The 22,728-nt window shown below is 55.7% G+C and carries 20 protein-coding genes; 1 reads left to right on the forward strand and 19 read right to left on the reverse strand.

All coding sequences use genetic code 11. The features are described from left to right. Positions 1 to 5: 5 nt before the first annotated feature. From DTF_RS0107010 to DTF_RS0107090, 17 genes are all read right to left on the reverse strand, one after another. The gene (locus tag DTF_RS0107010) at positions 6 to 1,046 is read right to left on the reverse strand and encodes a glycosyltransferase family 2 protein (protein WP_051361086.1); all 1,041 of its coding nucleotides are present in this window, start codon (positions 1,044 to 1,046) and stop codon (positions 6 to 8) included. Further along, positions 1,043 to 1,888, reverse strand: a complete 846-nt coding sequence (locus tag DTF_RS0107015; protein ID WP_035056081.1) for a decaprenyl-phosphate phosphoribosyltransferase — start codon at positions 1,886 to 1,888, stop codon at positions 1,043 to 1,045. Before DTF_RS0107015 ends, DTF_RS0107010 begins: the two co-directional genes overlap by 4 nt. Next, complete coding sequence (locus tag DTF_RS0107020; protein WP_027714745.1) at positions 1,885 to 3,624, reverse strand: hypothetical protein; 1,740 nt, start codon at positions 3,622 to 3,624, stop codon at positions 1,885 to 1,887. The genes DTF_RS0107015 and DTF_RS0107020 overlap by 4 nt, the downstream gene beginning before the upstream one ends. Beyond that, entirely contained in the window at positions 3,621 to 4,529 is a 909-nt protein-coding gene (locus tag DTF_RS0107025) for an ABC transporter ATP-binding protein (RefSeq protein WP_027714746.1), read from the reverse strand. Before DTF_RS0107025 ends, DTF_RS0107020 begins: the two co-directional genes overlap by 4 nt. Positions 4,530 to 4,542: 13 nt before the next feature. Continuing rightward, on the reverse strand, positions 4,543 to 5,391 hold the full coding sequence (locus DTF_RS0107030; protein WP_027714747.1) for a hypothetical protein: 849 nt from the start codon (positions 5,389 to 5,391) through the stop codon (positions 4,543 to 4,545). Next, entirely contained in the window at positions 5,388 to 6,191 is an 804-nt protein-coding gene (locus tag DTF_RS0107035; RefSeq protein ID WP_027714748.1) for an ABC transporter permease, read from the reverse strand. Before DTF_RS0107035 ends, DTF_RS0107030 begins: the two co-directional genes overlap by 4 nt. Positions 6,192 to 6,261: 70 nt before the next feature. Next, a complete protein-coding gene (locus tag DTF_RS0107040) occupies positions 6,262 to 6,636 on the reverse strand; it encodes a hypothetical protein (RefSeq protein WP_027714749.1) in 375 nt (124 codons plus the stop codon). Between the two features lie 34 nt (positions 6,637 to 6,670). Next, positions 6,671 to 6,898 carry a type IV pilin protein gene (locus DTF_RS27665; RefSeq protein WP_027714750.1) on the reverse strand — a complete coding sequence of 76 codons (228 nt, stop codon included), beginning with the start codon at positions 6,896 to 6,898 and terminating at the stop codon, positions 6,671 to 6,673. A 221-nt stretch (positions 6,899 to 7,119) separates the two neighbouring features. Then, positions 7,120 to 8,514 carry a sigma-54 dependent transcriptional regulator gene (locus DTF_RS0107050; protein WP_027714751.1) on the reverse strand — a complete coding sequence of 465 codons (1,395 nt, stop codon included), beginning with the start codon at positions 8,512 to 8,514 and terminating at the stop codon, positions 7,120 to 7,122. Between the two features lie 96 nt (positions 8,515 to 8,610). After that, entirely contained in the window at positions 8,611 to 10,221 is a 1,611-nt protein-coding gene (locus DTF_RS0107055; protein ID WP_162148611.1) for an ATP-binding protein, read from the reverse strand. A gap of 61 nt (positions 10,222 to 10,282) precedes the next feature. Next, entirely contained in the window at positions 10,283 to 11,500 is a 1,218-nt protein-coding gene (locus tag DTF_RS0107060) for a type II secretion system F family protein (RefSeq protein ID WP_027714753.1), read from the reverse strand. Positions 11,501 to 11,561: 61 nt separating this feature from the next. Then, entirely contained in the window at positions 11,562 to 12,671 is a 1,110-nt protein-coding gene (locus tag DTF_RS0107065; protein ID WP_027714754.1) for a type IV pilus twitching motility protein PilT, read from the reverse strand. A 65-nt stretch (positions 12,672 to 12,736) separates the two neighbouring features. Further along, entirely contained in the window at positions 12,737 to 14,437 is a 1,701-nt protein-coding gene (gene pilB, locus DTF_RS0107070) for a type IV-A pilus assembly ATPase PilB (protein WP_027714755.1), read from the reverse strand. A gap of 192 nt (positions 14,438 to 14,629) precedes the next feature. Beyond that, on the reverse strand, positions 14,630 to 15,610 hold the full coding sequence (locus tag DTF_RS0107075) for a bifunctional riboflavin kinase/FAD synthetase (protein WP_027714756.1): 981 nt from the start codon (positions 15,608 to 15,610) through the stop codon (positions 14,630 to 14,632). Positions 15,611 to 15,627: 17 nt separating this feature from the next. After that, complete coding sequence (gene rnr / locus DTF_RS22400) at positions 15,628 to 17,871, reverse strand: ribonuclease R (RefSeq protein ID WP_051361089.1); 2,244 nt, start codon at positions 17,869 to 17,871, stop codon at positions 15,628 to 15,630. A 52-nt stretch (positions 17,872 to 17,923) separates the two neighbouring features. Further along, positions 17,924 to 18,964, reverse strand: coding sequence for a ParM/StbA family protein (locus tag DTF_RS0107085; RefSeq protein ID WP_027714757.1), 1,041 nt, complete (start codon positions 18,962 to 18,964; stop codon positions 17,924 to 17,926). 58 nt (positions 18,965 to 19,022) lie between these two features. Then, entirely contained in the window at positions 19,023 to 20,369 is a 1,347-nt protein-coding gene (locus tag DTF_RS0107090; RefSeq protein ID WP_027714758.1) for a DUF1015 domain-containing protein, read from the reverse strand. A 435-nt stretch (positions 20,370 to 20,804) separates the two neighbouring features. Here DTF_RS0107090 and DTF_RS0107095 point away from each other — a divergent pair, with 435 nt between their 5' ends. After that, positions 20,805 to 21,257, forward strand: coding sequence for a hypothetical protein (locus DTF_RS0107095; protein ID WP_027714759.1), 453 nt, complete (start codon positions 20,805 to 20,807; stop codon positions 21,255 to 21,257). Between the two features lie 110 nt (positions 21,258 to 21,367). On the opposite strand, the gene DTF_RS25325 is transcribed toward DTF_RS0107095, so the two are convergent. Next, complete coding sequence (locus tag DTF_RS25325) at positions 21,368 to 21,898, reverse strand: prepilin-type N-terminal cleavage/methylation domain-containing protein (protein WP_027714760.1); 531 nt, start codon at positions 21,896 to 21,898, stop codon at positions 21,368 to 21,370. After that, positions 21,895 to 22,605, reverse strand: coding sequence for an Ig domain-containing protein (locus DTF_RS0107105; protein ID WP_155890744.1), 711 nt, complete (start codon positions 22,603 to 22,605; stop codon positions 21,895 to 21,897). Before DTF_RS0107105 ends, DTF_RS25325 begins: the two co-directional genes overlap by 4 nt. Positions 22,606 to 22,728: the final 123 nt, after the last annotated feature.

Genomic DNA, 22,728 nt, shown 5'->3' on the forward strand with positions numbered 1-22,728 from the left:
CTTTTTCATCTTACCGGATGACAGGGGTTAACCTTTTGGCCTGTAATAATCTGCCAGATTAACCTTACCCGCTCCCATTTACAGCACAGTGCACGAATCAGCATGGCGATCATCAGCGAGAAGTAGATGGAAGGGAGCACCGCGGGAAAATAACGCCGAGTGAACAGCAAACGATTCCTCATGTTGTAATAATCGCAGATATAGCTCTTTCGGCTCGGCAGGCTGCTCGTCCCGATGCTTCGTCCCACCTTGTGATAAACACGGCTTTCGATCGCATAGGCCAGTGCGAACCGTCCGCGAATGCGCAGGGACCAGTCGGTATCCTCAAAAAAAAGGAAATAGTCTTCGCACATGAGACCCACCTTCTCCAGCATGGAACGAGACACGAATAAAGATGCGCCTACCACATAATTCATCCGGCGCTCTATCCGTCCCACATCCACCCGGTCTCCTGCCCGTCCGAGCTGCCCTAGATGCCAAGGAAGGCCGATCCACTTGCAATACCAGCCACCACCGCGTGCCTGCACCTGCTCAGGAACATCGTAACGCAGCAGGGTCGAACCACATATGCCGGCATCGGGGCGCTCAGACATCCGGATGAGCAAAGCATCCAGCGCACCTGGCGCGATGACAGTGTCATTGTTCAGCAGCCAGATATAATCCGAATCCTCCCGGGACAAGAAATAACGAAGACCGACGTTGTTTCCTCCGGCAAACCCTAGATTGCCTCCCGTTCGAATAAGCACCAACTTGGCTTCGTCATAGGAATCCCCTCCCCGCTCGGCCTCATCACGTTCGTAGATCCGATACCTGATCGGTTTAGGTATTGGGGGCCACGACAAAGCCTTGAAGTGATGCTCAACAGGGACGAGGACATTCATATTCCCATTAGCCCACGCTTGGATCCTTTCCAGGGAGCCATCCGTCGACTCGTTATCACAAACGATGACCCGGGTTTCCGCCGGCACATTCCGGAAGATGCTCTCCAGGCATTCAATGGTATCCTTCCAGCCGTTCCAATTGAGCAGGAGTATGTAGGTACTCATTGATAAACGCTCCATCCCACCATCAATATCCAGAGAGTGCCGGTGGCCAGTAGAGGAACATCCTTTATAAGAGCCTCGGTGGGGTCTCCACTTTGTCCGGATTTGATGCGCATCAGATATCGCAAAAGCCCAAACATGCAAAGGGGCACAGTATAAACCAGAAGAGGTGTGGAAATGGCATAAATGGAATAGGTTACCAGTACCGCCGCGCCGGAAAGGTACATGGCGCTTTCCAGGAAACCATCGGGGTACTCCTCAAGGGTGCGGCGGTGATCTCCCGCCGCGGTTCCCAAGTGGCGCCTCTCACTGTAGCGCTTACCCACGCTCAGGAAAATCGACAGGAGAAAAACGGTAAGAAAAAGCCAGTCGGAAATATAGACATCGAAGGCCTCGCCGCCGCCGTAAAGACGCAAAACGAATCCCAGCGAGATACAGAAAAGATCAATTATCGGCAGATTCTTCAGATACATACTGTAACATGCCGACACCATCAGATATACAATGATATAGGCGATGAACGCAGAGGATATGCGCCAGCTGATTACAACTGCCAAAGCCAACAAGACGCAGCAGAGGAGCGCCGCCGCCGTTCTAGACACCCTACCGGACGGAAGCGGTCGGCTCTTCTTGTCAGGGTGGTGGGCATCGCGATCCTGGTCGGCCAGATCGTTGAAGACGTATGATGCACTGGATGCGCAACAGAACGCGGCAAAGGGCAGAATGCCGCGTTCGGCAACACCGGAATGAATTAACGCGCCGCTCAGCAGTGGCGGGAAAAAGATCATCAGGTTCTTCAGCCACTGCCATGGTCTCAGCAGTCTGACAAAATCGATAATATTCATGGTACCGACAGTCTCGCGGCAAGCTTGGCCGCGGCGTCCTTGTAGGAAGAGCCCTCGGGCGCCTGCTCGGCGGCAAGACGGAAATTCAGCGCGGCATTCGCCTTATCGGATTCCTGCAGATGAAGTCGTCCGAGCTGATAATAGTAATGTGGGTCCCGAGTTACCTGAATGAGTTCCCGGAGGAGCAGGATGATTTCTTCCACGATTTCCTGTCGCTCCCGGCCAGTGCGGCTCTCCAGCAACTGGCGGTCCACCGTAATCAGTAGCTTCTGAAAATTGTAGTAGAGCTGTCCTTTTCTCTGGCGCTTATCCATGATCAGCGCTCGGGCTTCTTCATATTTTCTTTCATGAAGGAGGAGTTCGGCCCGCTTCAGGTCGAGGAAATCGGCATTTCGCAACCCTTCCGGGGCCGTATTGGATCGGATGATGGCCACTCCTTCCGCTTCTCTCCTCGACTCCATGAGCAGACTGGCCAATACCGAGCGGGCAAAGGGGAAATTAGGGGATTTCCTCACCGAATCCTCAAACAGATGCACATTGTCCTGCCAGACCAGGTTTCGATGCACGGTGGCAGAGGCAGTGGCCGCGAAGAAGATGGTCAGCACCAACGGAACGGCCCGCGGGAACGAGAAACGGAGGACCAGCCGGTGTCCGACGATCACCAGCGCGAGACAGAAAAAGGCCGAAGGGAGATAAAGGTAGCGTTCCGCTGCCGGGGTCCAGGCCGGACTAAGCAGCATGACCACGATCGCCGAAGTTCCCACACATGCAGATGCAAGAAAAAGGCCACCGATGATATTCCACTTAAAAACGCAGTACACCAGCAGCAAGAAAACAGCCAGTCCCACCCAGAAATAGTATCCGGGCACTTCAAAAATTGTGAAATTGAGTGGCCAGGGGATCAGCAGCTTTTTGAAATAGAAGCCGAAACCTGTAAAAATGGTCTGCAGAACAGTCGTCAGGCCCAGTTCCCGTTCACCGATAAATTGGCGCACCAGTCCTGCTCCGGCATCCCGGGCTAAACCACCCCGCACGGCGATATAAAAGAGTGGGAGGATCAAAAAGGGAAAAAGAAACGGAAGTCGTTCTTTCACCCGCTCGATAAGCTTGGGCCGAGGTGAGGCGGGACGTGGTTCCTCAAAAAGCAGGATAATAGCCAAAGCCGCCGGAACAAAAAATACGGCCGTTTCCTTGGAAAAGAAACCGGGAGCCAAGGGCAGCACGGACAGATACGCATAGAGGGGACGGATGGTCGCAAGCCCGTATAGCAGGAGCATCGCGGCGATAAGGACGAAGAAGCCGGCCAGTAGATCGCTTCTGGCGGCAATCCAGTTAACCGCCTCCGTGTTGACCGGATGGATGGAAAAGAGAAGGGCCGCCAGAAAAGGGGGCCAGATCGCCTCGTCAAAGAACCGGTTAACCACGATGCGTGCACAGGCAAAGAGAAGAAGGGTATTGGCGGCATGAAGAAGGATATTCTCCAGATGCAGGAAGCTGGTTTCCGCCCCCCAGAGTTTCATGTCGAGCAGATAGGTAGCCAGCAGAACCGGCCGGTAGAAATAATCCGTCGCATGGGTGAGGATTTTCCATGCACCGGAACCTTCCGTGTCATGCAGCCATTGGACGATGGCCCGGTCGTCAACGGGATTGAGTGGAGCCGAAATCACGGGATAAAAAATTACAATGACCAGGGCAGCAAGCCCTAGGGCCTGTATGCCGGTACGAGGGGCTTTCATGATGTCCGGCCTACGATCTCCAGGAAAAGGGCCTCTAGGCTCCGACGCTGTGGTTCGATGAGCAGGACATGCCCACCGCAGATGAAAAGCTGCTCCATGAACTCCTGGAAATGCTCTCTTGGCACGGAGGCATCGATACGCCCTTCGCTTATTTCGGTGACGATAAACTCGGACATGGCGCCGGGTGAAACTCCGCCGACCCGTACCGTGTATCCTTCGATGCCGCTCTGAAGCACCTGTTCGACGTCATGGATGGCCTGCAGGGTGCCGGCGGCGATGATCGCCACGTGGTCGCAGACTGCTTCCACATCGGCAATGACATGCGTGCTGAAGAAGACCGTTTTTCCCTTCTTCTTGAGATCGAGAATAATCTCCTTGACGAGCGCCCGACCGACAGGGTCGAGGCCGCTCATCGGCTCGTCGAGAATAAAGAGGTCCGGATCATGAAAGAGCGTCTGCGCCAGCCCGAGCCGCTGCACCATTCCCTTGCTATAGCCACGGATCGGACGGTTGGCCGCCTCCGTAAGGGACATGGTCTCAAGAACCTGTTCCGACTCGCGGCGAAGGACGGCGGGCGGCAGCCCGAAGGCGCGTCCAACGAGGTCGAGGTATTCCCGAGCGGTCAGAAAATCGTAAAATGACGGGTTTTCCGGCAGATAGCCGACGCACACACGGGCCTCCGCTGTCCCGGTCGGTCGGCCGAAGAGGCGGGCAACCCCGCCGCTCGGGCGGATCTGCCCGAGCAAAGCTTTGATCAGGGTGCTTTTCCCCGCGCCGTTGGGACCAAGAAAACCGAAAACCTCCCCTTCGGCGACCGAAAGGCTTACGCCTTTCAGAGCTTCTACTCTTCGTCCTTTTTTCCCGCGAAAGGTCTTCGATAACTCTTCGATTTCGATCGGCTTCATTTTAAGTTCCTGATCAGCCATCATTGGATGAGGTGACGAACTGGCTTGTGCTCCGCACCTTTCCCTGTTCATCGAGATAGAACGTTCCGCCGTAAGGGTCGGCCGGCAACTCAGACAGCAGCCCGGACCGAACCAGCAGGGACAACTCGGATGGGAGCTCTCCGAAACGCGTGCGGAACACTTCCAAAGCTCCCTCGATAACCGTGACCGCTGTTAAGGCTTCATACCTCAGCTCATAGGCCTGTCGCACCACTTTGTCCTTGGAGGTGCGGATCATGGTTTCTAGAAATGCCAGGCCCATAGCGGATTGCTCCGACTCATAAAAGTAGCGGGCCGCGAGTTGAGCAAACAACGGATTGCCGGAAATCTCAGCAGCATGCTGCATGTAGGAGGCGGCCTTCGAATAATCGTTCAGGAAATATGCATAATTGAAGCCCAGGTAGAACGGCAGCCAGGGGTCCCATGTACGATGCGCCACACCTTTTTCCAGGAGGTGGTTCACCTCGTTCACGCGCCCTACCTCCCAGGTAAAGGCCGCCTGGGCAAAATAATAGGCATCCATATTGTAGGGATCGACATGCACCGCCCCCTGAAGCGTTTTGTACATGTTGTAGAATTCGGGTTGAATAACGACGTTTTCCTGAAGCTTCTGCAGGATCGTGCCGAAATAAAAAAGAACCCGCACAACTGCCAGTCCAGCGACCGTGGGGCGATGCTCCCCGCTCGCGACTCTAAGCAACTGAGGATGGGGTAGATAGCCGAGTTTCACCTCCACCGGGCGATTTTTAAGATATTGGGTAAAGGGTGAAATCAATAGCGCATACGCCACAACCAGAGCGGCGAAGGCGAGACGCCACCTCATGGCAGTTCCCGTCGACCGAAGGCAAACACCGCAAGTCCCAGCAGGATACCTGTATAGACCAGGGCATAAAGAAAAGCAAACGATACCCCCTCAAAAGATATGGGAAGGCCGTAAACTGCCTCCACCTGAAAATCGAAGGCGGATAGATTAGGCAGCAGGTAATAGGCCACGGTGACCACCTTGGCGGCGATGGGGCTCATCCCCTGGCCGAATTCGGCGGAGACATATTCGAAGACCTCCTGAGAGGCACTGCCGCAGAAGTAGATGATCAGCGTACCGAAAAAGGGGAGATAAAAAGAGGTACTGACAGAAGATAGCAAAAGGGCGAACGCCGCAAGCAGAAGATATTTAAAAATATCGCCAGCGAGGACTACAGTGATATTGCCCCAATGGAGCGGGATATCGGAGGGGTAGGAATTCGCCGCGATCAGGATGACCACAGCGCTCCCACATCCGAGCACGATCGTGCAGAGAACAAGAAAGAAGGCGATGCTGGTGAATTTACTAAGTAGAAAGGCCGCCCGACTGATGGGAAGAGTAAGAACCGAGGTCGTGTAGCGTCGCTCGATGTCCCGCCAGATCGAGGAGGCGCCAAGAAGCAGGGTGACGACCAGGAGAACTCCGGAGACCGTCGAAAGGGACAGGGTAACTGCCAACTCCTGGACCTGGCGCATGGAAAAGCTGCTCAGCGCCGGCACCAGGAGAATCATGGCCAAGGCGACCCCGAGGACGGCATACAGCACCCGGTCGCGCATGATGGCACGCAAATGGTTTTGAACAAGGACCGCAACTTGACGCATTTTTTAACCTAACAAAAAAGACCGGCGGAAGTCAATCTTCCGCCGGTCTTTATGATGCTGCGTAACGAGATTACATCGCGGTCCAGGCGGAACCGAAGGCAGTGTTTGAGGCAGCACTCGGGGTCACAGTGGAGAGCGCAGCCGTGCCGATATCCTGGAAATAGATGGCGGTGGAGTCGTGGGCGGTGCCGTAAGCCTTGCTGCCGCTGGTGTGCTTGGTCGCACAAGCATACCCTCCAGTAGTGTAGGCGGCCCCGAAGTAAACTCCTTTCGACATCTTGCCGAGAAGGACGCTGGAAGAGCCGGCTGCATCATCGGCATCAACACCGCCGAAAACCTGAAGGCCGGTTGTGGTGGTAGTACCACCCGATGCGAGAGCCGCCGCAAAGGAGACGTTGCAGGCGATGAATACGAAGAGAACGGCAAGAATGGATATTTTTTTCACTTTATCCTCCGACTTGAGAAAGTATTGACGAAATTTATCGGGCGTCAAGGGCGGCGGGGTATACCTGGGTTTCCGCCATGAATGCTTCAAAACCGGTCTTGGTGTTCTTCAGATCACTGTTGCCGGCGGAGTTGAACGCCTTCTGCCGATAGCTGGAGAACTGCGGGATGGCGATGGCCGCCAGGATGCCGATGATCGCCACAACGATCAGCAGCTCGATCAGAGTGAAACCTTTTTCGTTCTTACGAAACTTTTTAAGCATGTTTTTTCCTCCTTGTATTGTGGACGAATCTCGTCCAGGATTTCGGGCTGAACATTCCGTCATGTCGCTCCATGTTTAAGCAATAGGCGTGCCAGGCCATTCATGCCCAACTTGTTGCTAAAAAAGATTTTAAATTAAGTTGTTAGCAAAGAGTTCAATATGGAAAAAAGAAGTTCACTTCGCCTTGTCCCAAGAATGTCAACCTGGCCTGACAATAATTGTCACTCATCCTCCCCATCCGCATCAATCCCGAACTTCGCCAGCCGGTACCGAATCGAACGAAAGGTGATCCCCAGCAGCTCGGCCGCTCTCTTGCGCACCCCTCCTGTCCTGTCCAGAGCCTTGAGGAGGATGTCTTTTTCAATATCGCCGAGGTAGGCATCCAAGTCCAGGCCGGTTTCAGGGAGTTCGGTCATGGGGCCGCCAGACTCCGGAGCCTGCCGCTGCAGGGAGAGGGGCAGGCACTCTTCGGTCAGCTCCTCGGAGTGGCTCAGGACCAGGCAGCGCTCGATGGCGTTTTCCAGCTCCCGGATGTTGCCGGGCCAGGGATAATCAAGCAGGCGACGCATCGCTTTTTCGGTGACCGTCACGGAATCCTTGCCCGATATTTTCCGGCAGAAGTGCTCAACGAGGAGGGGAATATCCTCGCGCCGCTCCCGCAGAGGGGGCAGCGCGACCTGGATGACGTTCAATCTGTAAAAAAGGTCTTCGCGAAAATCACCGGAAGCCACCTCGTCCTGCAGATCCTTATTGGTGGCAGCGACAAGACGGATATCGACCTGGATGTTCTTCGTCCCGCCCACACGGCGGAACTCCCTCTCCTGCAGCACGCGCAGCAATTTCACCTGCATCATCTGGGGAAGTTCGCCGATCTCATCCAGAAACAGGGTGCCTCCGTCGGCCACTTCGAAGAGACCGGACTTCTGCTGGATGGCGCCGGTAAACGACCCCTTTTCGTGGCCGAACAGCTCGCTTTCGAGGAGATTCTCGGGGATCGCTCCGCAGTTGATGGGGACGAAGGGCCTGTCGCGCCGCCCGCTGTTGTAGTGGATCGCCCGGGCCGCCAGCTCCTTCCCGGTGCCGCTTTCCCCTGTCACCAATACATTGGCGCTGCTCGCAGCGACCTTCTGGATGAGGTCGTAGACCACCTGCATGCTCTTGCTCTTCCCGACCAGCCCGGCGAAGGAGTAGCGCAGGCCCAGCTCTTTTTTCAGAGCGATATTCTCCTGACGAAGGGCCTTGCGCTCAAGTGCATTTTTGATGATCAGCCGGATCTCTTCATTCTTGAAGGGCTTGGTGATGTAATCGTAGGCCCCCTGCTTCATCGCCTCCACCGCCTCTTCGGTGGTGGAAAAGGCGGTGATCATGATCATGACCGTTTCGGGAGCACGTTCCCTGACATGGGCCAGAAGTTCAAGACCACCGACCCGGGGCATTTTGATATCACTGATGATCAGGTCGTAATCCTGCTCCTTCAGGCGCGCAATCGCCTGGGCTCCATCGGCGGCGGCATCGACGCGATACCCTTCCCGGTGCAGCATGATGGAGAGAAATTCCCGCATGCTCTCTTCATCGTCCACCAGAAGAATATGATATTTTTTCCGGTCACTGATCATTGGCCATTTGTCCAATCCATTTATTAGTGCAGATCTTCAGAAAATCTATTGCCTTAGGCCTGATTCCTGCGACTCGATGCACGAGCTGAAGATTAGTTACGAACCAGTTTTATCCTTGAACTCAGTCGTCGCATCCGGCAAATGAATGGAGAACCGGGCTCCGCCGGCGGGCGCCGTCGCAACCTCGATTCTGCCGCCGTGCGCTTCAACAATGGAGTACACTGTGGCCAGGCCCAATCCCGTTCCCCGCTCTTTCGTGGTAAAAAAGGGATCAAATATCCTGTCACGGATTTCCCCGGGGATGCCCGGTCCGGAATCCTCCACATAGACCGTCCTCGCATCCGGCGAGATGCCGAGGTGCATCGTGCCCTCTCCCTCCATCGCCTCGGCGCCATTGATGACCAGATTCCACAGGGCCTGGCTGAACAGGCGGTGATCGAGATGCATCCTTCTCCCAGGCGGATATTCCCGGGAAATTTTTAAACCCGAGAAACGGGAATCAGCAGTTATCATATCGGCCAGTTCATCCAATAGAATCGAAACGTCCACCGACTCGAAACGGGGAGGCGAGGGCCGGGCGAAAAGCAAAAAATCGGTGAGCAGATCGCTGAGCCTGTTCGCTTCCTTGACGACGATCCCCTTTAGACGGCGGTTTTCGTCGGTGAGGTGATCTCCTTCCATGAGCAGTTGAACCGAACCGCTGATGGCTGCCAGGGGATTGCGTATCTCATGGGCCATGCCGGACGCCAGCTGTCCGACGGCGGCGAGTCGGTCGGCCCGATGGAGCTGCTCCTCGAGTTGTTTCACATGGGTGAGATCCTGAAACGTGATCAGGAGACCGAGGGTCTCATCCTGTGGATTCTTGATCAGGGAGGACGCGTAGCCGAGAACCCTCTGAGTTCCGCGCTGATCGGGAAAACGGCCCTCACCCCGGCTGATGACCCTGAACTCACCATTATACACCGCTAGATGGGGAAAAACCTCCCGCACCTCCCGGTCATAGACGTCCTGCAGAGAGTAGCCGGTGATCTTTTCAGCGGCGGCATTCCAGGACCGGATTCGCCCCCGCGAGTTGACGATCATCAGGCCGCTGCTGATATTGGACAGGATGGTTTGGTTGAGATTTTCCAGCTCCTCGTAATCGATTTCCTTTTTTTCCAGAGCAAGTTCGCTTCTACGCAAACGCTCCGCCAGGGTACCGCTTAAAAGAGCGGTAAGGAGAAAGGCCAGGACGTTTACGAAGACCGCGAAGAAAACGTCCCGATCACTGATCTGCTCGGGGAAATACAACCCTCCGACCAGGGGAAGGTACCCGTAATACTGAAGATCCAGGATACTGCCATAGAGAATGGCCGAAGCCGAGGCGACGAGCAGAACCTCTTTGCGGGTTAAAAAAACACTGGAGCTGATGATGACCAGAATAAAGAGAAAAGAGAAGAGACTCTCAATTCCGCCGGTCACGTAAATCAAGGAAGAAACGAAGAGCAGGTCCCATACAATTTGGGCCTGGGTGAATAGACGCAGGCGACGGGTTAGAGGGAGAACCGAAGCTGATAGCAGCGCATACAGATAGGAGATGCCGACCAGCAGATAGAGAAAGGGCAATACCGGGTGGGGCTTCTGCAAGCCGCTGCGCAGCTGATAGACAATGGCTCCCCCCAGGAAAAGGGTAATGATCAGAACCCTGAAAAAGAGGAACCACCTCAATTGCCTGCGAGAAGGATCTATCTTGAACTTTGAACCCGAGTCTTTCCCCATGCCGAAGTCATTACCCGCCGACCGCGCCGGCAAGTTTGAATATCGGGAGGTACATCGCGATAACCAGCCCACCGACTGTTGTACCGAGGAAGAGCATGAGCAGCGGCTCCATCATGGCGGTAAGATTGCCCACGGCGTCATCGACTTCGTCGTCATAGAAGTCGGCGATCTTGTTGAGCATGGTGTCGAGCGCGCCGGCCTGTTCACCGACGGAGATCATCTGACAAACCATGGGAGGGAAAACCCCGGAACTGGTCAAGGGCTCCGCGATCGTCTTGCCTTCACTGATGCTCTGCTTGACCTTGTAGATAGCTTTTTCCACCGTCTTGTTGCCGGCCGTCTTGGCCACGATATCGAGGCCGTCGAGGATCGGCACGCCGCTGGACATCATCGTCCCCAGAGTGCGGGTGAATTTTGCGACCGCCACCTTACGGATCAGGACACCGAAGACAGGAAGTTTAAGAGCAAAGTCATCAATGACCTCCCGACCTTTCTTGGTCCGGTAGATGCGCTTGAATCCGACGATTAATGCTACGATGGCACCTATGATCGCCAGGATATAATCCTGGATGAAATTGCTGAGATTTATAACGATGACAGTCGGTGTCGGCAGGGCACTGCCGAAATCCTCAAACATCTTAGAGAACTGAGGAATGACGAAGACCAGAATGACCGAGATGACGAGGACGGCAATTGCAACGATCGTGGCCGGATAGGTCATGGCGCTCTTGACCTGCTTCTTCAGCTTGAGGGCCTTCTCGATATAGGCTGCCAGGCGATTCAAGATGGTATCGAGAATTCCCCCCACTTCCCCCGCCGCCACCAGGTTGACATAAAGTTCGTCGAAAGCTTTAGGATGCTTTTTCAGAGCGTCGGCGAAGGTGGAGCCCGACTCCACGCTCTCCTTCACTGTGGTGAGAATTTTTTTGAATGTCTTGTTGTCCTGCTGCTTGCCCAGGATGTCGAGGCATTGCACCAGCGGCAGTCCCGCATCGATCATGGTGGCGAACTGGCGGGTGAAGACAACCAGGTCCTTGGTAGTGACTTTGGGCTGCATGCCGGGGATCTTTATCTCCACGTCCAGCCCCTTGCCCCGAGCCTTGATCTTGGATGGCATGATCCCCTGGCGCCTCAGTTGGGCTGTGACCACGGCCTCGCTGGCTGCCTCCATGTCGCCTTTCTGTATTGCGCCGGTGCGGGTCTTACCTTCCCAGGAAAACTTGGGCATCTGTCACCTCAACTTCTAGAGCGGTGATAGGTGATTGGTCTACTCACCCTTCACGGATTATTCAGCCCCGGCCCGGTGCCGCAGGGGTCGGGCGTCGCAGCACCGAGGCCGGGTTGGCGATCATCTGCTTCAGTTCTTCAACCTCCGGGGAGCGAAGCATGGCCGACTCCAGGGAGATCTGCTTCTTGTGATAAAGCATGAACAGACACTGGTTCATGGTCAACATGCCGTACTTATCCTGCCCCATCTGCATCTGGGAATAGATCTGATGGATCTTGTCGTCCCGGATAAGAGCCCGAATCGCCATATTGGGGACCATCACTTCCAGGGCCAGTGCCCTCCCCCGCCCCTGCAGCTTGGGAATGAGAGTCTGGGAGAGAACCCCCTCCAGCACGAAGGAGAGCTGGGTCCGGATCTGCTGCTGCTGATTGGTCGGAAAAACGTCGACGATCCGGTTGATGGTCTGGACGCAGGAGTTGGTGTGCAGGGTGGCGAAACAGAGGTGGCCGGTTTCGGCGATGGTAAGCGCCGCCTCGATGGTCTCCATGTCGCGAAGTTCTCCGAGCAGAACGACATCGGGGTCCTGGCGCAGGATGTATTTGAGGGCTTTCTTGAAGGATTGGGTATCGGCTCCGACTTCGCGCTGGTTGACGACGCAGTTCTTGTGCGGATGAATATACTCGATGGGATCCTCGATGGTGACGATATGCTCGCGGCGCTCCCGGTTGATCGCATCGATCATGGAGGCGAGGGTCGTCGACTTGCCGCTCCCCGTAGGGCCGGTCACCAGCACCAGTCCATTGGGCTTATTGGAAATCGTTTTTATGACCGGCGGCAGGCCCAGCTGTTCAAAGGTAAGGATCTCGAAGGGAATGCGCCGGAAAACGCCGGCCATGGCTCCACGCTGGATGAAGATGTTGCCGCGGAACCGAGCCAACCCCTTGACGCCGAAAGAGAGGTCGAGCTCGTTCTCTTCTTCGAACTTGCGCTTCTGGGCATCGGTCAGGATGCTGTAGCACAGCTGCTTGGTCTCCATGGCCTGAAGGGGCGGAAGCTTCAGGGGCGCCATTTTGCCGTCGATGCGAAGCTGAGGCGGAGTGCCCGTCGTGATATGGAGATCGGATGCTCCCTGTTCAACCATGGTTTTCAGGAGCTGGTGGATATCGGCCATTCAATTAAGTCCTTTTAAATGCGTGAGGCGTGAGGGGTGAGGTGTAATCCTCACGAAGTCAGGTTTTAATCATCCCCCACCGTGCTGCGCAGCACCTCTTCGAAAGAAGTGGCTCCTTCCTTGAGCTTGGTCAAGGCCGACTGACGCATGGTCTTGATCCCCAGGCGCATCGATTCCCGCTTGATTTCGGCGGTATTGGCACCCGCCAGGACAAGTTCACGAATCTCCTCGAACATGGGCATGACCTGATAAATGCCTATCCGCCCCTTGTAGCCGGTGCCGTTGCAGGCGGGGCACCCCGCACCCTTGTAGCAGACGAACTCATCGACCTCTTCCGGCGAAACTCCGGCATCGATGAGAGCCTGTTTGGGTACATCTTCCGGCGACTTGCATTCGGAGCAGACCCGCCGGCCCAGCCGCTGGGCGGTGATCAGGTTGACCGCCGAGGCGACCAGGAAGGGTTCGATTCCCATGTTGAGCAGGCGGTTGATGGTACTGGGCGCATCGTTGGTGTGCAGCGTCGAGAGGACCAGGTGGCCGGTCAGGGCCGCCTTGACCCCGATCTCCGCCGTCTCGAAATCGCGAATTTCACCGATCATGATGATGTCGGGATCCTGGCGCAGAAAGGCGCGCAGAGCCGAGGCGAAGTTGAGGCCGATCTCCTCGTGCATCTGCACCTGATTGATTCCGGCGAAATTGAACTCGACCGGATCTTCGGCGGTGGAGATGTTTTCGGTGGTCTTGTTGAGCTCGGAGAGGGCCGAATAGAGGGAAACGGTTTTCCCCGATCCGGTGGGACCGGTGACGAGGACCATTCCAAAGGGCTTGCTGATCTCCGCCTTGAAGAATTTGAGCGCCTCCTCCTCATACCCGAGCTTGGTCATATCGAGCTGCAGGTTGGACTTGTCCAGAAGACGGCAGCAGATTTTTTCCCCGAACAGGGTAGGCAGGCAGTTGACCCGGTAATCCATATCCTTGCCGCCCGGGAGCTTGATCTTGATTCGCCCGTCCTGGGGGAGCCGCCGCTCGGCGATATCCATCTCCGCCATGATCTTGATCCGGGAGGTAATGGCGTTTTTGAGCTTCATCGGCGGTTTCATCACCTCATAAAGTACCCCGTCGATGCGGTAGCGAACACGGAACGTTTTCTCATAGGGTTCAATATGAATGTCGGAGGCCTTTTTCTTGATGGCGTCCGTCAGAATCAGGTTGCAGAGTTTGACGACCGGAGCGTCTTCGCTGGCCTTCGCCAGGTCGCTGACATCGACATCGTCCCCCTCTTCCACGATTTCCAGGTCGATATCCTCGAGATCTTCCATGACATCGGCGAGGGATGCGCTCTGGTCGTAGTACTTGTCGATGGCGGCCTTGATGGAAGCCTCGGCGGCGACGACCACCTCGACGTTGTACCCGGTCATGAACTTGATGTCGTCGATGGCGAAGATGTTCGACGGATCGCTCATGGCGATGATCAGGGTCGAACCGGCCCGGTTGATGGGGACGATCTGATACTTCTGAGAAACCTCGGCGGGAATCAGTTGAATGACGGCGGGATCGATCTCGAACTCGGAAAGATTGATGGAGGGAACGCCGTACTGCCGGGAAAGAAAGGCCGCGAGGTCTTCTTCCTTGATGAAGCCCAGCTTGACGAGGCTGGCGCCCAGGCGCCCTCCCTGGACCTTTTGCTCCTCCAGGGCCTTTGAGAGTTGAACCTCATTAATCAGCTTGTTCCGAAGAAGCAGTTCTCCGAGTCGGTTACTTGTCATGAAAAGGGGGATTTCTCCTGAAGAATTAATTCAATCTATCATCTTATAAAAAGGCCGAGGACTCTGTCAAGATGCACGTGCCGGCAGGGGGACCCCCTGCCCGGCGGTTGATGCTCCCCGGGTCCTGTCCACGTGTGCAAAGGACATGCCTGCAAACACCGGTTCAAGGTTCAACCTTTTACCTTTTTTCTTTCACCTTCCATCTGCATTCATACCACAGTCGAGATATTCACGGTATTCAACGATCCTTGCATGCTCAAGGATATGCCGGGCGCGCTCGATATCGGCGGCAATAGCGGTTACGAGCGCGGAGGTATCCGGAAAGAGCATCTCATCCCTCAGACGCTCCACGAAATAGAGGCGCAGGCATTCGCCGTAAATCTCCTGGTGAAAATCAAGGATGTGGACCTCCACGGAAAGTCCTTCGGTGCGGAACGTCGGATTGCAGCCGATGTTTACTACCCCGTTCAGCACTTCTTCACCACGTCGGACCTTGACGGCATAGACGCCTGGTTTAGGCAGCAGTTCCTTATCGGTCCGCAGGTTGGCCGTGGGAAAGCCGAGTTTTTTCCCTCGTTTGGCGCCATGAACCACCTCCCCTTCCAGGGTAAAGTGCCGCCCGAGAAGATCCACCATCCGAGTCACATCCCCTTCGAGAAGGTGCCGACGAATGCGGGTGGAGCTGAATACGATTCCGTTTCTGGCAATCGGATCGAGAATTTCCATATTAAATCCAAGAGATTCTCCCTTCCGGCGCAGGAAACGGACATCCCCTTCACGGCCCTTCCCGAAAGCGTAGTCATGACCGACGATGAGATGATGCACCCCTATCTTCTTCACCAGAATTTCTTCGACGAAACGGGAGGCGGGCAGGTCCGCCATCTCGCGTGTGAAAGGGACGCAAATCAGCACGTCGATGCAGGACGCCTCGATCAACACCTCCTTCTCGGCATCGGTATTGATCAGACGGGGCGCTTTCTCCGGAGCAAGCAGCTTGAGAGGATGGGGCGAAAACGTGAAGACCACCGCCGTCCCGCTGCACTCCCTCGCCCGGCGCACGACCCGGCGGAAAATCTCCCGGTGCCCGAGATGCACGCCGTCAAAGTTTCCGATAGTGACAACGGCATTTGGCAGGGGAGTAGTGAGTTCGTTTAAATTGTGAATGATTCGCATGATTAGGCGTCCAAGGTTCAAGGTTCGAGGTTCGAAGTTTTACCTTTGGACCTGAGCCTTTTGCCTTTAGTCTCGGGCCTTTTACCTTTAGCCGTTTTCCTTTTAACTTTTTCCTCTTGTCTTTTTCCTTTTTCCTTTTCTCCGGGTTCTTCCCCCGCCAGATGAAAATCGATTTCCCGGCGTTCCAGATTTACTTTGACGACCCTGACTCTCACCGCGTCTCCGACCTGAAAGATCCGGCGGCGGTTCTGCCCGACCATCCGGTGGCGATCTTCCTCGTAATGGTAAAAATCGTCGGCCAGAGTGGAGATATGCACCAACCCCTCAACAAAGATGTCTTCCAGTTCAACGAACAACCCGAACGGCTGTACGCCCGAGACCAATCCCGCAAATTCCTCCCCGGTCCGGTGCTCCATGAACTGGCACTTCTTCAGATCGATGATCTCCCGTTCGGCCTCCATGGCGCGGCGCTCGCGCTGGGAAGTATGCTCTCCCAGGCGCGGAAGGACCCGCTGCAGGTGTGTCCGTCGCCGAGCGGGAAGATGGTCCTTCTGCAGGACTTCCCGCAAGACGCGGTGAACCAGCAGATCGGGATACCGGCGGATGGGTGACGTAAAATGGCAGTAGAGATCCGCTGCCAGCCCGAAATGTCCCGCATTTTCGGGAGCGTAACGGGCCTGTTTCATACTCCGAAGCAGAACCCGGTTGAGCAATTTTTCTTCGGGCTTCCCCTCCGCCTCCGCAAGAAGTTTCTGCAGCTGGGCCGGCATCACACTTCCGCGACTGAGGTCGAGGCCGTAGTTGAAATGGGCGATGAACTCCTGATACGCCAGCAGCTTCTCCATCTCGGGAGGCTCGTGAACCCGGTACAGGAGGGGGGCTTCATGTTCGGTGAGGAAGGAGGCGACGGCCTCGTTGGCCGCCAGCATGAACTCCTCAATGATGCGATGGGCGAGATTCCGCTCCGAACGCACGATGTCCTCGGGCCGGCCGCGCAGATCAAGAACCACCTCGGCCTCGGGTAGGTCGAAATCAAGACTTCCGCGATTCCGGCGCATCCCCGTCAGCCGCAGGGCCAGGTCTTCCATTACCTTCAGATCTGGATAAATGGCGGGATAGCGCCCGATGACTTCCCGGTCCTCCATGACTACCATGTTCCGCACTTCGGTATAGGTCAGGCGCGCCGCACTGCGCATGACCGCTGGATAGAAGCGACTCTCCAGTCTCTTCCCATGCCGGTCAAAGAGCATTTCGGCAGTCATGGCCAGCCGCTCCACCCCGGGATTCAGGGAGCAAATGCCGTTGCTCAGGGCCTCGGGGAGCATGGGGATGCAGCGGCCGGGAAAATAGACGCTGGTGGCCCTCTCTACGGCTTCGAGGTCCGTCGGTGTCCCCTCCGCGACGTAATGGGCGACATCGGCAATGGCGACCCAGAGGCGTATTTGTCCTTCCGATTCGCGGCGGACCGCGACCGCGTCGTCGAAATCCCTGGCCGTTTCTCCATCGATGGTCACAAGAGGGAGCTGTCTCAGATCCTCCCGACCCCGACGATCTCCTGGCGCAACCTGATCGGGAACGGGAATGTCCAGGACCTCCTGCGGAAAACGGTAGGGCAATCCGTATTTGTGGACGATGGTGAGGATCTCCACCTCGGGATCATCGGGATCACCCAGGATTTCTACGATCGTTCCTTCGGGATTGCGGGTTCTGCTCGGATAAACATCGATACAAACGATCACGATCTGGCCGGCCTGGGCCTGGGAATCCTCGGCGATGAAGATATCGTGGGTGATACGGGGATCTAGCGGCACGACGTAACCGAACCGGCGACCCGGTTCGAAGCGGCCGACCACGGTAAGATGCGCCCGTTCCAGCACCTCAAGAATGCGCCCTTCAGATTTGCCTCCCGGCCCCCGACGCTCCACCCGCGCCATGACCTTGTCGCCGTGCATCGCCTCCCCCATAAAACGGGCCGGGATGAACACATCGCTTCCCTCCCCGGAAGGAACGGAGACAAAGCCGTAGCCGTCGCGGTGCGCAGAGATCGTTCCGACGGCTACGTTTATCTGCCGGGGCAGGGAATAACGCCCTGTACGATTGCGGACGACCGCTCCTTCATGGACGAGAGCATCCAGCATCCGGACTGCGGCCTGACGCTCTTTTCTGGAAACGGGGAACTGATCCAGTATTTCCCGGAGGGAGAGAGGGCGGCGGGCGTGTTTTTCGAGAAACTTGAGAAGGTCGACCGGGGAGACAGGCATGGCGAACAGACCCTCATGGATGATGTTCAGATCAGCGGACTTCGTGAAACCGTCAACTCCCTTGCGGTGCCGGGACCTGGCCTTTGGCCCAGAGGTGTTTGCCGAACTTCCAGTAGCCCTGCACGTTGAATAGCCGGGCGTCCTTGGCCGGATCAACGGGTGTCACATGGCCATGCAGCAGGGGCTGCAGATATTTGGCCAGAACCGCCCCGCCGCCGCCGGTGATGACCACGGTGTCCATGTCCCAATCATCCACCCACAATCGGTCGACTTCATTGGCCACGGCCGAAGCGAGCTGTCCGAAGACCTGCTCGGTGATTCCCTTGAGATCGTACTCCTTGCCTCGGATCTTGATGCTGCCGCGATCCACGGCTTCATAGAGCCTGTAGAGCTCGACATTGACCCCGCTCTTTTCCCGGAGCTTGGTGGCGATGACCGTAAAAGCCCGGGCGATGCCGGAATCGGTGGTGCGACTCCCTCTCTCCGAATAGCGCATCTTGTCGGAAACGGTATAATCGCTCGTGCGAAAACCCACATCAATGATCCCGATTTTCTCCCGCACCAGCCGTTTGTCGCCGAGGTCTCCCAGATCGTTAAGCATCATATTGAACAGTGAGCCGAAGGGTTGGGGAATCACCCGCACCTTGTTGACGTTGACGGTCTTTTCCTCGCGCTTGCCGTCGGCCCCGGTGACGGCCACCTTGTGTTCGCCCTGGAGGATCCTGGCCAGTTCGTCCTTGTGCTGGCGGTAATGACCGATGGGAAGACCGGTCACCAGATTGACGGGAATATACCCGCCGACCAACCGGGCGGCGGCACTGAGGGCCAGGCTCTTGGCGAAGGAGCTGATGAACTGGGCCTGGTCCAGGGTGAAAAAACGGACGTTGCTCTGCCTCTCCGCCAATTCTCCCACGAAGTAGGACTTACCGTCCACCTCCACCTGCAAATGCTCCTCGTCGGCGGCATCGACAAGAATCTGCTCACGAAACTGCAGCTCCGTCGCTTCTCCCAGCACCGACTTGAAAACCAGGGACTCCCTGCCGTTCGTCGCCTTCGTAAAACCGAAACCGATATCGATACCGATGATTTCCATTTAACCCTCCGCGAAGGTTCAAGGTTCAAGGTTTCAGCCTTTTACCCTTTATCTGATTTTACTCCGCCTTCTCTCCTTCGGCGATCTTGTTGATGACCAGGCCGGTGAGAAGCTTGGGATAGAAATAGGTCGACTTCTGGGGCATTTTTTCCCCGGCGTTGGCCACGTCGCGCACTTCGCTCATGCGGGTGGCATTCATCAGAAAAGCAAGCTGGAACTCTCCGTCCTGAACCAGCTCGAAAGGATCGTCGAAATTCTTGACGTATTTCAGATTGGTCTGCTGTTCCTGGGCTTCGGGGGTGATATTCAGCAGATTCTCGAGAATGAGACGGTGCAGAATTGAGACGTCGAGAGTGCGCAGAGCCTTGGGAGCCTTCTCGTCAAAAAAGCGGTCCATGATGCTCTCGTCCCGCAAAATCAGGAAGTACAAAGTCTCCCCGCCGGCGAAAAGAGACAGGACGTGCCTTCCCTCCCCCTTCTCCTGCAGAATCCGGCGAGCCTCCCGGCGGGCTTCGGGATCCCGGGGATCGATCGTCCACGTCTCCACCTCGAAAAATTCCTCCAGTGCGTTAAGAAAGGGTGGGAGGCTGAAGTCCGTCAGATTGAAAAGGAGGCGGTGAGTGGGAAAAATAAGCATTCCCTGGTCTTCCATATTGGCAAAATACATCAGGACATAATTGAACAGTTCTTTTCCCGTGTAACCCGGATGATTCTCCCGCATGTGATTGCGGTAGTTGATGGCGGTTTCATAGCGGTGGTGGCCGTCGGCAATGAAAAGCGGCTTGCTGTCGAGGAGGTCCTGCGCCTTCTGCTGGATACCAGAATCGGTTACCCGCCATAGCCGGTGCTTCACCCCGTCGTCGTCGGTGACCTCCAGGTCCGGACCGCGCTCCTTCTCCTTGCGGGTCAGCGACTCGAGGACGCAGCAGGGATCGGAATAGAGGGAGAATATGGGGCTGAAATTGGCGGAGCAGGCCTTGGTCAGGTGCAGGCGGTCTGTCTTGGGACCGGCGAGCGTCTTCTCGTGAGGCTTGACCACCCCTGAGGAGAAGTCCTCGATGCGGGTCAGAGCCATGAACCCCTTGCGCACCACCGTCTCGCCATCCTCGAGGGGATATTCCTGGTCGTAAAGATAGAGGGAGGGCTCGGAATCGCGCACCAGCACCCCTTCCTCCTGCCATTTCCGGAAATCGGCGGCGGCGCGTGTATACCTGTTGTCCGTCTCGCTGTCCCCCTCACCGGTCTTGCCCAGGATGAGCCGCACGACATTATGAGGGTCACGCCGGTAAAGCTCCTCCTGCAGCGTCGGAGAAATCACATCGTAGGGGGGCGCCATGACGCGCTCAGGGTTCCCGATTTTGGCGGGATTGTAACGCAAAGCACGAAAAGGAACGATTTTGGCCATGCTAAAACTCCCTCTTTTTACTGGAAATAGAGAGAGTTACTATGCCAAATCAATGGAGGGGTTGCAAGGGAAAAGCTAAGTAGAATGAATCTGAACACAGGGGGAAGCAAGACATGCAGCTATAAAACCAGGGGGGTGAGAATGAATCGTGATTGGAAGCCCTAATGACCCTCGTGACAAATAAGGGCACACGAAACCGCTAAATCGCCACCTACTTACACACGCAAAGAAAAAGCTGATGTTAATTCCTTTATGGTGTATCCCGACAATTACTGAGTGCCTACTGATAAATCCTTTTAAATTGAGGAGTAATCTTGGAATCCAATGAGTCCGTTTGAGTATGGCACTAGAATTGCTGAATAATTAAAGCGATGAATGCAAGATAGAATGCCCAAATAGATCATATTTTTTCACACCCACTGACCAGGAGGCATGATGAAAACCGCCAAGATGAAGATCATCCCCATTTTCCTAGTTTCCTTGATGATGGTTTTTGCTGGACAGGCTTTTTCCGAAACCATTGCTCTCTTTGGACCAAAGGTTTTCAAAAAGGAAAAGGGTGCTCCGGTCGCCTACACTGACCGCTTCATAGTTCCGCCTGGAGCGGGAAATTTCCGACTGCTTGTCAAGAATGGCGAAGGTGATTCCGGCGAAGTCAAGAATCTTTCCATCATGATCAATGGCACGGAAGTCATATCTTCATCGGATTTACGCCCCACTCCCATGGCCATGAAGCAAATCACGCTTCAGCCTGAAAACGAGATCAAGATCACCCTCAAAGGGCAGGGAGGCAATGCGGTTTTCGTGCAATTGGACGGCGATGTTCTCGTGGCCGAACCAACAGAACCAGCTCCGCCCATGCCGCCGTCACCGCAGATGCCTGACTGATACGCCTCCATTCATCTCTCTTATTTGCGTTAAAAAGGGCCGGCATTTACCGGCCCTTTTTAATTGAGGCGAGTAGGCTATTGCGACTGGCTTGCCGTAAGTGCTTCTTCTCATTGCCAACTGCTGCCCTGCCATCTCTCTATGGTGATCCTCCCGGTTGTAGTCGAGGCGATACCGGTCCTGAATTTATTGTTTCCGTTATTATCCAGAATGCAAACATACCAACCGGTGCCCCCCGCTGAACCGTTGGGATTGAACTGCAACTTGTAATTGGTACTCGCGTCTTCTGTACACCCGATCTCACCTTTCAAATCAACCACTTCCGGAACTTCGATACCGCTGAAAATGATTGTCCAGTCACCGGGATACGAGGCATAGATGCGCGTACCGTATGCCTTATTCCCTCTCCGCAACATGTAGTTGTTCGATGCCAGATCGAAAGCGACTTCATGTTCCAGGTTCTGACTGATCGCCCTTGCCCTGGCATCCCGCAGCATGGAAGCGACATTCCGGGCCGCCTCCTTGTATTGGGCGTTTCGCATCCAGTCCAGGAAAGGAGGGGTGGCCAGCGCCGCCAAAATACCGATAATCGCCATGGCGATGATGACTTCTATAAGGGTAAAGCCAACCTGCTTTTTCAATTTTCCTCCTGGGCGGCGATCTCAAGGGAAAGCGTGAACTCCTGAAAAGCGTTCATCCCCTCCTCGTCCCGGGCCGCTATTCTCACATGGTGTTCTCCGGCGGAGCCTGCTTCGATCGGCCATCGGATGTCGCCGATTGCATTGTCGATGGTCATGCCCGAAGGGGCGGATTCGAGAGAATAGGCCAGCCGGTCGCCGTCGGGGTCTGCCGCCCGCGCCTCATAGGCATAGATCCTTTCCTTGAACTGAAGAGGGGGGGTCGAGACGAAAGCCGGCGGTGAGTTGGGAATCACGAATCCTTTTCCCCGGAAGGCCTTCCCGGGTCCATCCTCGTCGTAGGGGACGACCTCGAGGGCAATCCGGTCTCCTTTGCAGAAGCTATCAGCCGATAGCAGAGGGGAGTCATTTCCGATGACCTCTTCACCGTTGATCGACCAGGCGTACCTAAAATAGACGGAATCGCCGTCTTCGTCTACAGCTTCCGGTTCGGCGACGATATCCGTGCCGCAAACGACAAATGGATTCGCAAAGGGAATCGAAATCACCTCCGGCGGGCTGTTGAGAATTGTTATGGAAGCCTGAGACTGACGGTCTTCCGATTCAACCGCCACCGCAATCGTATCTCCCTTCACGAAATTGTGCGCGGGAAGAATGGCCTGCATCTGCCCTTCTAGGAGTTCACCATTGCGCATCCACCGAATTGTCACTCCCTTCTCTTTCCCCGAGATCACCGCCTGCAGGGCATCGCCGACCCGAGGGTTAGTGGGAAACAAGGCGACTGAAAGTATTCTCGCTGGCTCCCCTTTTTCAGGGGAAACAACGACAGCTTC

Origin of the sequence: Desulfuromonas sp. TF (assembly GCF_000472285.1) — a bacterium.
In the GTDB taxonomy this organism is placed as follows: Bacteria; Desulfobacterota; Desulfuromonadia; order Desulfuromonadales; family ATBO01; genus ATBO01.

Bases quoted from the DNA above. Each gene is read 5' to 3' on its own strand.
- DTF_RS0107010 (WP_051361086.1), bottom strand. From the start codon at position 1,046: ATGAGTACCTACATACTCCTGCTCAATTGGAACGGCTGGAAGGATACC.
- DTF_RS0107015 (WP_035056081.1), bottom strand. From the start codon at position 1,888: ATGAATATTATCGATTTTGTCAGACTGCTGAGACCATGGCAGTGGCTG.
- DTF_RS0107020 (WP_027714745.1), bottom strand. From the start codon at position 3,624: ATGAAAGCCCCTCGTACCGGCATACAGGCCCTAGGGCTTGCTGCCCTG.
- DTF_RS0107025 (WP_027714746.1), bottom strand. From the start codon at position 4,529: ATGAAGCCGATCGAAATCGAAGAGTTATCGAAGACCTTTCGCGGGAAA.
- DTF_RS0107030 (WP_027714747.1), bottom strand. From the start codon at position 5,391: ATGAGGTGGCGTCTCGCCTTCGCCGCTCTGGTTGTGGCGTATGCGCTA.
- DTF_RS0107035 (WP_027714748.1), bottom strand. From the start codon at position 6,191: ATGCGTCAAGTTGCGGTCCTTGTTCAAAACCATTTGCGTGCCATCATG.
- DTF_RS27665 (WP_027714750.1), bottom strand. From the start codon at position 6,898: ATGCTTAAAAAGTTTCGTAAGAACGAAAAAGGTTTCACTCTGATCGAG.
- DTF_RS0107050 (WP_027714751.1), bottom strand. From the start codon at position 8,514: ATGATCAGTGACCGGAAAAAATATCATATTCTTCTGGTGGACGATGAA.
- DTF_RS0107060 (WP_027714753.1), bottom strand. From the start codon at position 11,500: ATGCCCAAGTTTTCCTGGGAAGGTAAGACCCGCACCGGCGCAATACAG.
- DTF_RS0107065 (WP_027714754.1), bottom strand. From the start codon at position 12,671: ATGGCCGATATCCACCAGCTCCTGAAAACCATGGTTGAACAGGGAGCA.
- pilB (WP_027714755.1), bottom strand. From the start codon at position 14,437: ATGACAAGTAACCGACTCGGAGAACTGCTTCTTCGGAACAAGCTGATT.
- DTF_RS0107075 (WP_027714756.1), bottom strand. From the start codon at position 15,610: ATGCGAATCATTCACAATTTAAACGAACTCACTACTCCCCTGCCAAAT.
- rnr (WP_051361089.1), bottom strand. From the start codon at position 17,871: ATGCCTGTCTCCCCGGTCGACCTTCTCAAGTTTCTCGAAAAACACGCC.
- DTF_RS0107085 (WP_027714757.1), bottom strand. From the start codon at position 18,964: ATGGAAATCATCGGTATCGATATCGGTTTCGGTTTTACGAAGGCGACG.
- DTF_RS0107090 (WP_027714758.1), bottom strand. From the start codon at position 20,369: ATGGCCAAAATCGTTCCTTTTCGTGCTTTGCGTTACAATCCCGCCAAA.
- DTF_RS0107095 (WP_027714759.1), top strand. From the start codon at position 20,805: ATGAAAACCGCCAAGATGAAGATCATCCCCATTTTCCTAGTTTCCTTG.